The 13,189-nt window shown below is 55.0% G+C and carries 6 protein-coding genes and 1 pseudogene; 5 read left to right on the top strand and 2 right to left on the bottom strand.

Going from position 1 to position 13,189, the window contains the following annotated elements:
• Nucleotides 1–141: 141 nt before the first annotated feature.
• Nucleotides 142–246 (top strand): annotated as a pseudogene (locus DW870_RS09580) (DapH/DapD/GlmU-related protein); the annotation flags it as partial.
• A gap of 1,002 nt (nucleotides 247–1,248) precedes the next feature.
• Here DW870_RS09580 and DW870_RS02250 read toward each other — a convergent pair.
• Nucleotides 1,249–2,772, bottom strand: a complete 1,524-nt coding sequence (locus DW870_RS02250; RefSeq protein ID WP_117876795.1) for a transglutaminase domain-containing protein — start codon at nucleotides 2,770–2,772, stop codon at nucleotides 1,249–1,251.
• 375 nt (nucleotides 2,773–3,147) lie between these two features.
• Complete coding sequence (locus DW870_RS02245; protein ID WP_233547379.1) at nucleotides 3,148–4,260, bottom strand: IS110 family transposase; 1,113 nt, start codon at nucleotides 4,258–4,260, stop codon at nucleotides 3,148–3,150.
• 810 nt (nucleotides 4,261–5,070) lie between these two features.
• Between DW870_RS02245 and DW870_RS02240 the strand changes: the two genes are divergently transcribed.
• The 4 genes from DW870_RS02240 to DW870_RS02225 all read left to right on the top strand — a co-directional run bounded on the left by DW870_RS02240 (nucleotide 5,071) and on the right by DW870_RS02225 (nucleotide 13,134).
• Nucleotides 5,071–6,720 carry a DUF262 domain-containing protein gene (locus DW870_RS02240; RefSeq protein ID WP_117820302.1) on the top strand — a complete coding sequence of 550 codons (1,650 nt, stop codon included), beginning with the start codon at nucleotides 5,071–5,073 and terminating at the stop codon, nucleotides 6,718–6,720.
• 168 nt (nucleotides 6,721–6,888) lie between these two features.
• Complete coding sequence (locus DW870_RS02235; protein WP_158565178.1) at nucleotides 6,889–8,724, top strand: P-loop NTPase fold protein; 1,836 nt, start codon at nucleotides 6,889–6,891, stop codon at nucleotides 8,722–8,724.
• Between the two features lie 325 nt (nucleotides 8,725–9,049).
• The gene (locus tag DW870_RS02230; RefSeq protein ID WP_117876789.1) at nucleotides 9,050–12,706 is read left to right on the top strand and encodes a hypothetical protein; all 3,657 of its coding nucleotides are present in this window, start codon (nucleotides 9,050–9,052) and stop codon (nucleotides 12,704–12,706) included.
• 92 nt (nucleotides 12,707–12,798) lie between these two features.
• On the top strand, nucleotides 12,799–13,134 hold the full coding sequence (locus DW870_RS02225; protein ID WP_117774269.1) for a hypothetical protein: 336 nt from the start codon (nucleotides 12,799–12,801) through the stop codon (nucleotides 13,132–13,134).
• The last annotated feature ends 55 nt before the right edge of the window (nucleotides 13,135–13,189 follow it).

Below are 13,189 nucleotides of genomic sequence, written 5' to 3'. Positions count from 1 at the left end.
GTCCTGATTGCTCATGAACGAATTGAGATTGGTAGAGGCTGCCTATTTGGTCCAAACGTCCATGTGTATGACTTCGACCACGGTATGTCGCAGGATGGGATCATGTATCGGGACCAGCCGACTACGACAGCGCCCGTGCATATTGGCGACAACGTCTGGCTTGGCGCGAATGTCGTGGTGCTTAAAGGTGTAGCCATTGGCGATAATGCGGTCATCGCTGCGAATAGCGTTGTTTCTAAAGATGTACCCGCGAATATGCTATTTCACGAAAAACGGGATCTAGTTTACAGAGAGCTTCGATAGGTTGCTGGATTGGCTTTCAATTCACGATGTACGCTGATCCGATAAAGCAGTATTGATAATGGCTTAATTGGATTAAAGCGTGCTTGCATTAGGGGTATCGGCTTGGGTCGATACCCCTTTTTAACCGGTTTGAAACCGCATCACTGGTAACGTCAAGTTTTTTGGAAATTGACAACCACATGACGGAGCACGGTCCGCGCTCTGTCATGTGGTCTCTGGCGGCTAAGCAGCGAATCACAGACGAATGGGATACGTGCCGAATTTGCGAACATCGTAACGGTCGACGAGGAACTGCTGTGCAAGGAAATGAAGACTCCTCCGAGGAAGACCATCGAGGAGGCGCCCAGCGCGCTGCTCGATGAGGAAGCTAATGGGAGATGGTGCTGTCGGTTGCGCTGGTCGCGCTGACGGGGGCGGCGTTGTTGTCTCTTTTGACATCTACTGCGGAATCACTTGAGTCGGTGGTGTTTGAGCTTGTGGTCCCTTCGGCCTTGTCAGTATCGCTTATTGCTGTCTTAGTTTGTGCCTGTTGCGCGGCTGTTGCTTGAGGCCGCATGGCTTCTGCGATGACCGCCATGGGTATTGGTGCGCTTGCCATGGACATGCGCGCGATTGCACATGGTGGGCGATGGGGGGCGTAGCGGAGCCTCTCTGGGAGCAGGCGATAGGGTCCAAAAGAAGCACCGGGCTAGCATGCCGCGCATATTTTGTTGGGGTTTTCGGAAACACCAGTAAACATCAGCGAGCTTTCTGTGTTAGCGATGGAATAATTTAGCCAAATATAGTCGGCCGAGATTGACCAATCCCGGCCGACCCATTTTAGCCAGCACGCCCGCATCTATGACTTTCCTATCGCATTCCTACATCCCCTCGGGCTGGATCCCCCTCACCTTCACCGCCTGGGGGACGGCATCCGCCGAGCAGGTGTCGAGCCCCTGCCGCGGTTCAGCTGCTGCTCGACGTCATCTCGACCTTCGACTCGGCAGATAGATAGTCTTTGTTTCCAGCGGTCTTCCGGTCTATTTGATTCATCGCATACGCAACAATCCCATTCTGAATTCCCGAGATGCTCGGCGGGAAAGACTGATTATCGGCATCAATGGAAAATCTTTCTTCCCTGGTATCCAGTTGCTGCTGAATGCGGTCGGCATACTTCTCCGCCCATTCATCGGCCTTGTCATTTCGCACAAAGTAATTGTTGGATAGGTCTGTCGAGCGGTAGGCGTAGAAGTCCTTCTGATAGTTTGCCGCGTGGTCGGAGTGGGCGATTGCCATGAGCTCGTCGGTCAGGCCAAAGTACAGATGGCGCTGGTCCAGGTCTCCGTACCAGTTGTCGCTGGTGTCGTCCCAGGTTAGGTCCATCTGGCACCATTTACCGTCGATCTTTACGGCGTTCCAGGTGTGGCCGTTGCCGGTGATGCGGCCGTTGGCGATGCCCGCTGCGTTAAGGAGCTTGGAGTAGATGCGCTGGTAGCTCTCGCAGGTGCCCTGGTGGCGCGCGAGGCCGCTCTCGGCCGAGCACCAGTTGAGGCTGTGGTCGTACTCCAGCTGCTCGAGCGTCCAGTCATGGAGCCACAGGGCGCGGGCGTAGTCGGACCCGTCGGTATCGGCGCTGCATTTGTCGACTGCGGACTTCACGATGGCGCTGACCGCCGGATAGGCGTCGTCGTTCGCGCTCGCAAACACGTTTGAGCGCAGATAGTACACGCCGGCCGCCTTATCCATCAGGTAAAAGCGCAGGTAATAGGTGCCGCTAGCGGTCATTTCGAACTGGTAGTCGTGCGATGTGCATTCGCCGGTGTATTGCTGCCACTGGTTACGGCTGGGGTCGGCAACGCTTTCGCTGCTACCGTCGGGATCCATATACGTCGGTGCGTCCATGCGGAATTGGTACGCACCGCTTCCGCCCGTCGCAGTCACATGGAACGTGGTCTCCTGGCCGAGCCTCGGGTCGTTCCATTGGACGGTGAGCGTGATGTCGCCGCTTTGCGCGGTGGTGCTGTGCTGGTAGTTCGCGGCCGCGTTCGCCGGTTTGATTTCAAATGGGATCGCGCAGGTGCCGCTGTAGTTCTGGTCGTCGGCGGTCACAACGGCGGTCGCCTGACCGATGGCTACGTTGTTCTCGTAGGCGACAGTGTACTGGTCGCTCGGCACGGTCGACGACGTGACGGTGGGCATCACGGGATTGCCCGTGTAGCGAATGTCGGTGTCCTCGATACTGAACATGCTGGCGTCGATCGGCTGCGTTGCGTTGGCCGTTACATTGGTGCCGGAGGCGGCGCTGATTTGATCGTTTGCCCGGGCTTGGCCCGACGTGGTTTCGGCTGGGCTCTCGTTAGGTTTGCCGGCGCTTTGCGCGGCGGGTTCTGGCGCACTGGCGATTTCGGCAAGCGCGGGTGACGGGATAAAACCAACCGTCATTACGAGCGAGAGCGCGATGGAAAGGACGCAGGAGGCAGGCTTACGCATGACGGCCCCTTTTCTGTAATCGGAACAGGTACGATTCTGCAAGCGTACCGGCATTTAATATGAGCAGGACATTGTCAAGAGGCAAAATCGGGCCTGGCCCCAACGATATGGGGTCAGGCCCTCTCCCTATATCAACCCGTCCGCGGCGACCTCGGCGTGTCTTCCCGACGCTCGTCTTTGCAGTTTAATATCCGCCCGTGGCGATCTCTCGCTGGGCAATCCGTTGCTACGGCTGAGGCTTCTTCGTCGAACCGACAGTCTGTGCACGCGTGTGGCGCCCTGGGCGCTCGCAGAAAAGGGACCTGAGGTTCGCCTCAACGGCTTCGGATCGAACCGCTTCCGGGGTGATCGGCTTATGTGCGGGGGACCGGCCCCCTACGCCTCCTCGGCCATGAGGCCGACCGCCCACACCCAGCAGGCGAGCTCGCGCGCCGTGGCCACGTTCGCCTTGTTGCCGTGGACCCCGCGCGCGAGCAGCGCCTCCCGCCTCTCGACCAGCCTCCGCACGCCCTTGGCGGCATGCCTCCGGGCGCCCCGGTCCGGGGCCTGGCCCTTGGCGAGGTCCTTCGGCCGCCCCGAGCACGTCAGGTAGTGCCACGCGGCCTCGACCAGCGTCTTCCTCAGGTGCTTGTTGCCGGTCTTGGTGATCGCGCCCCTGCGGTCGCTCTCCCCGCTGGAGTGCTCGGAGGGCGTCAGGCCGACCCACGCGGCGAACGAGCGGGCGTTCCTGAACCTGGAGAACTCGCCGGCCTCGAACACGAGGTCGGCGGCGGAAGCGGTGTCGACGCCCTTGAGGCAGCGCAGGGAGTCGACCCTCCTCCTCCACCTGGGCTTGCGGGCCTCGCCCTCGACGAGCCCCTCGAGCCTCGCCTTCTCCTCCGCCGCCCGCCTGACCGCGTCGACGTAGTAGGCGAGCACCTCCTCGTCGGCCCCCTCCGCGAACCTTATCGACTCGATCCAGGACCAGTGCGCCCGGGTCCAGTTGCCCTTCCTGCGGCCGGTGGGCGTCCTCTCGTCGAAGACGAGCCCGTGCCTGAGCAGGAACTTGGAGAGCCGCTGCTTCGAGCGCGAGAGGTCGTCCCTCGCGTCCTCGAGCGCCCTGGTCAGGTCGCGGGCGGCCTCGCACTCGTCGTCGGGGACCCACACCTCGACCACGTTGCCGACCGACAGCATGCGGGCGAGGAACTCGGCGTCGTTGCGGTCGTTCTTCCTGCGCCTGTCCGCGCTGGGCTTGATCATCTTCGAGACGGCGCCGACCACGCAGTCGACCCCCAGGCCGGAGAGCCTCTTCTGCAGGTCGAAGCCCGTGACCCCGGACTCGTACACGCACCTGGCCCCGGGGTCCACGGAGCGGACCCACTCCGCGACGGCGCCGGCGTCGTAGCCGAAGGTCGCGGCGCGCACCTCCCCGGTCATGACGTCGAGGGAGACGGCCTTTATCGAGCGGGCGTGGACGTCGAGGCCGACGAAGGTGGTAGTATCGAGCATGGGAGCCCCTTCCATGAATGCGGCGTGGCCGCCGCGGCTGAATTAGACACTCACCATTGTCGGCCTAATCCGCGGTCCTTCATGCAGCAGGGGCTCTCAATGTTTTTATGTCCTGCTCATATCGTCTGTAATCGGAACAGGTACGATTCTGCAAGCGTACCGGCATTTCAACGATTGCAGTATAAACGAAAAACCGCAGGTTGTAGACGAGTTTGGCGTGTTTCAAGGGCGCGGTAAGCATTTGCCGTTCCAAGCGATGTTGCGAACGCAGACTGGTGATTGCTTGCTGGCTTGTGGTGGTGTTTGGGTTGCTAAGCGAGGGCTGCTTGTTGCGTGGGTTGGTTTTATTGGTGTGGGTTTGGACACTGTATGGAGATGACGATGGCTGGAGCGGGGTAGGGAGTTGTGACGCGGATTGGGGATGCTGGGTGGCTGGCCGATTGCGTGCAACGGCCTAACGCGTTGTTTGCGGTGCACGGCCAATAGATCTCTGTAGGGGGCCTACCCAACGTAAGGCGTCTGAAGGCATTTCCCTGGAAGCTCGGGCTTCCTGGATATCTTGGCGATTAAGATGCGCCCCATGCTCAGCCGGCATATAGAATGGACTGTGGACGTGACGATTGCCTGCTGCTGACATGTTGGTTAATCGACGATGATGGCAGCGACGGAGATTGATTGGGGCAGTCGGCATGTTCGCGAGCGAAAAGGCGGCCCTGCTCGGCGATGTGCCGACTTTTATTGTAGCGAAGGCGTTGGTGACGCCGAGAGGCGGCAAGGCCGACAAAACTATTGCGAAGGCAAGGGATCAACATGGCATTTGAAGCACGTCAGAGTACGGTTGGAAAGCTGCTTAATGACTCAATCTATAGAATCCCTCGCAATCAGCGCGCTTACGTGTGGGATGAGCATAACTGGAAAGATCTATTCGAAGACATCAAGCTTGTGACAGAGGAAGTTGCTACGTCGCATTTCATCGGTTCGATAGTGCTGATGGAGGAAGAAGAAGAAGACAGCCTCGGGGTTTTTACAATAATTGATGGTCAACAAAGAGTTATTACCCTAACGCTCTTGCTGTCTAGCCTCATGTTCGCTTTCAAGAAAAGGAATATGATTAACCACGCTAATGGCACAAAAAAATATCTAGTGGCGATAGATACTAAGGATGTTGAGCACGCGATCGTCGCTCCGGAGAATCATTTATCATTAACGAGGATCGTCGAAGGAGTAATTGCTATCTCTCCTGAAGATGCGGCTGCCATGTCTGCTGTGGCTTTCTCGAAGAGCAAACGCGCGTCCGGATCAAAAGACGAACTGATCGTTAAAGCCTTCCAATATTTCAGTGCAAGTTTCGCCAAGATGAAGGATGAGGAGTTGCTGGCCTTCAGGGATGCGGTCATTTCTGTCGCATATGTAAACATCAAATCATCGTCTGAGGAAGATTCGTACACAATATTCGAAATATTGAATGCGCGAGGTATCGAGCTTGAGGACCATGAGCTTCTGAAGAACTATATTATGCGCTATATCCATCCTATAGAAAAGCGCGATGATGCAAAACAGGTATGGTCGGAAATTGAAGCAACAGTCGGCTCGAACATGAAAGCTTTTTTGCGTCACTACGCAATTCAAAAATATCGCCTAGGACAAGGCGACAAGGATGGAGCATATAAGAAAATAAGGGATTTTACGGATCCAAAGAAGGCTGCTGATCTTCTCTATGATTTAAGGCTAAAAGCCGGATATTATGCAGAGATTGTCGAGCCAACCAGCGATGACAGAAATGCGGAAATCTTGAGTTTCTTAAGAACACACAATGTCCGCGTCTTCAGGCCGCTTCTTATGAGTTTAATGCACGCTCGCGAAATAGAGCAGCTAACGAGCGAGCAGTATGATGATGCGATTGGATTTATTTACCGGTTCTATATTTGCTATAAGATAATCGGGGGAATGGAGTCGAACCACCTATCGGATTCGATCGTGAAACACTCATACGCAATCGAGTTGAACTGCACCCAGCAAGTGTTAGATGAGTGGAAAAATAGTTTTAACGAAAAACTGCCTTCAGAAGAAACATTTCGAATTAATCTCCTTTCGCTTGGATGGTCTCATTCGTGGCCGTTGTATAGCGAAACAAAGTTGAAGGATCGCTGCAAGTTGGTCCTTGCCTTGCTCGAGGAGCTTAAGTCTGGTGTTAGGGTTTCTGAGGCATTCACAATAGAGCACATTCTTCCGGATTCGCAGGCTCAGGAAAACTCGATTATTGGGAACTTGCTCATGCTAGAAGAGCGACTTAACGCGAAATGTAAAGACAAATCGCTTAAGGAAAAGCTGCCCATATACGCTGAATCGCGTTATGCCACTACAAGAGCTTTTGCTAAACGCTATGCGAATGGTTGTTTTGACGTTAAGAAGCGCGTTGATTTTATCGCGAAAGATTTGTTTGAAATGGTCATCCACTAGCTTGCACCGCGCGGCCGCGGCGCTTGAGCTCGTCAAGAAGTGCATCGACCCGGCGATAAGGCGGCAGGCCGAAGGGTTCGAATGGGATCCGAAAGCGCTGGAGTAGGCTCTCGCCTGGCCATAGGAAAGGTAAGGGTGGAAACCGATGGCGGACAAGGAGCGACCAAGGTGAACGAGGATGACATCATCGGCGTCGTGAGGGAGTACATCGAGGACAAGGAGAACTCGTACGCCCTCATGCTTACCGGGGAATGGGGATGCGGGAAAACCTACTTTGTCGAGCACGCACTGACCGAGAAGCTGGAGGAGGATGAGAGCCGGCATCCCGTCGTGGTGGCGTCCGCCTACGGCGCCAAGGACTTAGCGGAGCTCTGCGGGGCGATTGAGTCTGGTTTCATCTCGAAATACGCCATAGGGTGCGCGGCCGGCGGGGAGAGGGGCAGGTGGGATTCACTCGTCGGGTTCGCCAAGGACACGGGAATATCGTTCCTCGGGAAAAAGATCAGGGAGCTGGAGAAGAAGGCGGGCGTCGATCTCAAGATGGCGCCGCTGAATGCCGTGAACCTCATCATCGGCCCCGAGACCCTCCTCGTCATAGACGACGTGGAGAGGTGCGACATGGGCATTCGCGAGCTGCTCGGGGCGGTCGACCACCTCGTCGTTGGTTGCAGGAAGAAGGTCCTCCTCGTCTGCAACGAGGATGAGTGGAGGAAAGGGCTAGGACCGAAGGGGGAGAAGGGGACGACCAGGGAGTACGAGAGCCTCATCGAGAAGACCGTCTGGCGGAAGTGCCGGTTCAGGCCCTCGGTCGGCTCGGTTGTGGAACGCGTTCTGGGAGGCGTGCTGGGCGGCATCTACCCAGGCGCGCTCGAGGACGCCGTTTCGGCGATTGAAGGAAGCGAATCGCCGAACTTGCGATCCCTCAGCAAGATGCGCCCCGTGCTGGTCGGGATGAAGGAATCCGGGTTCTTCGCTGAACCCACCGACCCGGAGTCTGCCAGGGCAGTTTTCAAAGAGGCTTTCGGCTTTGCAGCGGGGGCGGCGAAGGGGATGCGCATCGGGCCTCCGTCAAGCCGGGAGGATTCCATCCTTAGGGGTGGCATTTTCGAGTCGCGCCGGCTCAAATACGCCGCTCTGGACTTCATCCCCCGCTTTTTCGAGAGGTGTGAGGGGGTCGATTCCAAGCATGTTCGTTCCTGCCTGGAAGATTACCTTGCGACCTTTCATCCCGACGGGCCGGCCGCGCGGAAAGCTATTGAATGTATCGAAGGCATCAGACACGCCACTTTCCGCGATGCCGATGTCCTTGGCATGGTGGAGACTTTAGTCGCCGGGATTGTCCCCGGGGACGGGAGCCGCGGCTTGTCGTTCGACGTCTATCCCGACGTCCTGCGTGCCGTCAAAGGCATTGCGGGGGAATTTGCTGACGCCTTTCCCGAAGGGGTCGCGCCGCTCGTCAAGGCGATGGAATCCTCCATTGGACGGGATCCCGAGTCTGCAGTGAGGTCAATCGGAAAGAATCGAGTCGAATGGCAGGAGATCCCTTTCGACTCGAGCGAAGCGCATGAGATTCCGGCTTTGGAGGAGGTCGACAGGCTGAGGGAGCTCGCCTTGACGACGCTACGCGAACGGGAGTCGGAGTCTCTTGGCAACGTCCTGATAAACGCCCCCGACCAATTCGCGACGAAGCTCTATCTGGCTTTCTCGAAATCAGATGACTGGTCGGAACCCATCCTGTCGCTCATTTCCCTCGACACTTCCCTCCTCGCGAGGGCGATGGAGAAGATGCCTCCCGAAGATATTCGGCTTGTGCACAGTGTCCTTTTTCCGGGCGACCACATGAGGTCGTGCACGGCCTCGCTCGAGGGCGAGGACAGGAAGGCCCTCGTAGCTTGGGCCAAGAGGCTCGGATCGGAGATCGGCAAGGTCGAGACCATGGAGTATTACCAAAGGATCTATTTCGACGCCATATTCAAGAGTCTCGAATGTCTTGCCGATATCTAGGATCCGCAGCTGTTGCCAAGTTGAAACGTGGCTTGGGATTTGCAGAAGATCTTCTAATGGCAGTCTTACGACAAGGACGAGGATGCCCTAATGCCTTGCCCAGGCTCCATCCAGCTCCGCCGCGCAGCTCTCGAACACGCACCTAACGGCGGCCATTTCCGACGGGGTCACGCGCCCTCCGCTCGCCTTATCCGAGGGCCTATGCGGCGGGGCTTGACTTCGAGGACGTCGTCGACTCGTCCCTCGAGCTTGTAAGGCTTGCTGAGGTAGGCGGACTAGAGTAAGAAAAGAGAAATCAAAAGGCGAATTTATCGCGAGGAGCAAAATGTCCCAAATAAATCAGATCCAAGAAGAGCTAAGGCAGATCGAAGGCGGGCGTTTTCAAACACTAGCAAATCAGTATCTATATAGGAGATATTCGCTTAACAACATCATTGAATTAGGATCCCAATGCGGCACGGATAAAACCACGACCGGAGTGCCAGACATGTACTCCGTAGGAGAGAATGGACACTACCTCTTCGCGGCATACACAACCTCTAAATCCGACATCCGCAATAAGCTGCTAAATGATGCTAAAGACTGCCTCGACAGGAGCAAAACCGGAATCAATCCGCAACTCATAGATCGAATCATCCTGTGCCACACATACTTTCGCCTTTCACCTCTGGTACTCGAGGAGGTCCGTGCCATCGATCCACGGATAGAAATAATCGGGCCAGAGACAATTGCGAGCGACCTTGATGGAAAATACCCTGCGCTAGCGCATACGGTATTGGGCGTTCCACTCGGAAAGGGATCATTCATCGCCCCAGACCGCTTCATCGAGCGAAGCCTGAACGACCGTTTCTCAACCGACCTGTCGAAGCTCCTCATGCACAGGGATTCCGAGTTTTCAGTCATCGTCGAATCGATAGAGCAAAACAAGGCAGTGGTGATTCAGGGGCAGTCTGGATCGGGGAAAACCAAGATCGCCCTCGACGCATGCCTCTCATTCAGCAAACGGCATCAATGGGATCTTCTTATCTTGGACTCTAGGTATTCATCGCATCTCGACGATGATATCGAGCTGATTTTGTCGGAGTCGGAAAACATTATCCTTCTAGTCGATGATGCAAACGGCAACCTGTCACTTGAGCACTTGCTGGGAATCTGTTTGGAAAACAAAAAGCTAAAGATTGTCCTCACCTGCAGGAAGATGCACCGAAGCGAGTTGACCGCAAAAATCGGCAGTTATCTAAATTTCAGAGAAATAGAGCTGGAGCCTCTAACCGCGGAAAATATAGAAGCGATACTCGAGACCGAATACAACATAAAAAACATAGCACTGAGGGAGAGAGTATCGGCAATCGCAAACGGAAACCTGCGCTTGGCTATCATGGCAGCAAGCCCCATAGCAGACGGCAATTTCGAAGCCATCCAAGAGCCATACGATCTTTTGAACATCTATATGAATTCTGCTTTAGCTGGGTACTCCAGCAGGGAGCAGCGTCTCGCAGAGAACCTTGCAATCTACGACTGCTGCGATCTTATTGAAGGAGACCCTTGTTACGAGGAGCTCTTGGGGCTGGGGTACGACGACGCCGAGATTCGGGATTTTGCATCCAGATTGAACGACCAGGAAATTGTCACGATCCTTACCTCCGCCGATGGCGTGCTAGCCATAAGAATGGAAGAGCAGAATCTTCGCGACTTCTTGATATGCCGCCACTTCGCAAAAGAAGGGAACGGCAGTTTTGCGGATTTCATTCTGCATACCGCAGAAATGCCGAACGCGCCGTATCTCAAAGCCGCCAAGTCAATGGCTGAAGTGTGCGGAAGTGCGAGCGTGTACGACTACCTTCGAAGGGAATGCGAGAAAGCTTGGGATGAAATAAAGAATCGGGATGCGCGAATTGCCGATCAGTTCATAGTCACATTCAATCAATTCCTCCCCATACAGGCGCTCGCCTTTGCCTCAAACCGCATCGAAAACGCTGATTGCGCTGACGTATCGGAAGAAATTCTCGGCATGAATTCGACATCCGACGGATCTATGCCCCTGCAAATTTCTGTATCCCTGATGAACTCAAGCGAGTATTCGCAAACAGCCTCCGAGTTGTTCGTGAAGTGTGTAGAAAGAGGCACCGAGCGAGCGGCCGAGTACAACTGGGCATGCGGGCCGGACGGCGCTTTCGCTTACGATGTCGATCGTACGGGATTCGATTTGGAAAACAGCAAACTCGATGCCCTCGCTCAAAAATATCAACAATCGCATTCCCGTAATGTTGCAGCATGTCTGATCGTCTTGACGAGTTCATACCTCTCTTCAAGGGCCCAGCGCGTTTGTCAAAACGGCATAACGTACACATACAACACTTTGACCTTCAATTTCACATCAGAGCTGGCCGAGCTCCACGCCCATTGCTTCCGGGCGCTCTCCGTTCTGGTCGAAACCGAATTCAGCAGGCAAGTTAAATCCACTTTTCGGCAGCACTTCTCGTTCTATGGCAAAGAACCTGAAGCGGAGTACGCAGAAAACATGTATTCGGTGCTCTCGAGGATTGAAGAGCTATTCCCCAAATATATAACCGAAGACTCGACAATCGATCTCTTATGCAGCTTAAGCATCAACCAGATTTACGAAACATGCGCGCAGAATCCCCCTCTGAGCCTCGATGGGTTCCGCCAGAGCGCATTCGACGCACTTGGTCTGGAGAACTCCGAGTCTCTCGTAGAGAAAGAACCGAGGATATCCGCGGAAGAGTTACCGCTAGAACGACTGACCGAAGCCCTGGGAAAGCTAGCCGAAGATTATGAGATTTCCGATAAAGAGTGGGAGTCGGGCAGGGCTATCGGAAAAGTCCTTCTGGAAATCGCCAAAAGGACCCCAGATACTGCCTCAAGCATAATCGCACGCAATATCGCTTCGTCGCCCTCGACGATCCCTGTCCCGTACGAAGCACTTGATCATCTTGCTGAAACCATCGGCAGGAAGGTCCTTAGAAACGAGCTGGGCGCGGTGATCGACGTGAGTGACCATCCGGCCCTGTTTGACTATCTTGATTTGCTAGCAATAAAGAACGGGCCCGACAAGGAGGAGCTCGACGAAATTCTCGCAAGACTCGATGACGGCAGAACGCATCTCTGCTTGGAAGATTTGGAGATAGTCGAGCCAAAGCATCCTGGCTATATCCTCAAATATGCTTCTTGGCTTTCCGAACATATACACAATGATGGGGTTTGGCGGTTTTTCGGCAACTGCGGAGACGAAAAGCGCGTCTCCGCTCTAGATTCGTACTTCGAATCCAATCCCTCACCGGCCGTCAACCTGTATTTTCTCGCACTTGAAGGATATCCTACTTTCGACTATAACCTCGCTTTCCTACGCTGCCTTTTACGCCTTGACAGCTCAATGATTGACCGTTTTTTGGAGTACGTTGCCAACCTCGACTACCGACAAAGGCACGATCTCCTGCGAAGAATCAGCTCGTTTTGGACCGTCCAGGATGATCATGCCTGGAATCTGCTGAAAGCAATGATCGATGAAGCGCTGAGCGAACCACTCGGCAGGCTTGAAATAGCCGTTTTGTTTCCCGTTCATGACGCAAATGCGCTCTCGAGCGATATTTTTTGGGAGCGCTTGGAATATACCATCCGCGAAAGGATCGCCGACGCAAATAGCCTCGATAGAATTAGCTGGGCCTTGTCCGATTGCAATGACGAGACGAGGATTAGGGCTATCACCCTCATTCTGACGCTCGATAAAGACGGGATATCGATCAACCATTTGGATCTCCGTCGATCTTCAATGAGCGGGTCCCCTGAAAAAGGCTTTATTCCAGCAAAGCTCAAGGAGATTGAGGCGATTGACTCGATTGCTGCTCAGCTGCCCGCAGGTGTTGCATATTTAAAACACAGAGAATGGCTGTCAAAAGTGAAGTCATCAATTGAAAGAGACATCGAAGACGAAAAGTGGAGGCTATTCCACGGCAGGCAGTAATCGACTTTAACACCTAGAATTAGGAAAAGCCTCGGGGCTCCTGCCTAGCCCTTCGACCTGCACTGCGTGCAGAAGACGGTCGAGGGCGAACCGTGGTGCAGCTCCATGAGCTCGAGCTGCATCGCCCTGAACAGGTCCTCGGGCTTGTTCAGCAGCCGCTCGTCGATGTTTGTGTCAACGGCCTACTGAATACTGTTCAGTTTTACGCTACCACTGACAGCGAGGTCGAAGTGGCTCGTTGCTATTTCGAAGCCGCGCGCGCGGCGCGGAAGGGCGGCGTGGACCCCGAGGCCACTGCCTACAAGCTCGACAAGATGATTTGGTTGCTCTGCACAAGCGACTTTTACCTCGAAGGGGGTCTAAAGCTCTTTTCAACCAATGCACTTGTTGAATCGAACCTGAGCGCTTATTCGGGGGATGGCATTTAAATCGGAGCCACTTTCAGAAAAGCGGCGCTGCAAACGCATGCCAAAACTGGCAAAT

The organism is Collinsella sp. AM38-1BH (genome assembly GCF_003467545.1).
Classification (GTDB): domain Bacteria; phylum Actinomycetota; class Coriobacteriia; order Coriobacteriales; family Coriobacteriaceae; genus Collinsella.
This window is presented reverse-complemented; position numbering and strand designations above follow the sequence as displayed.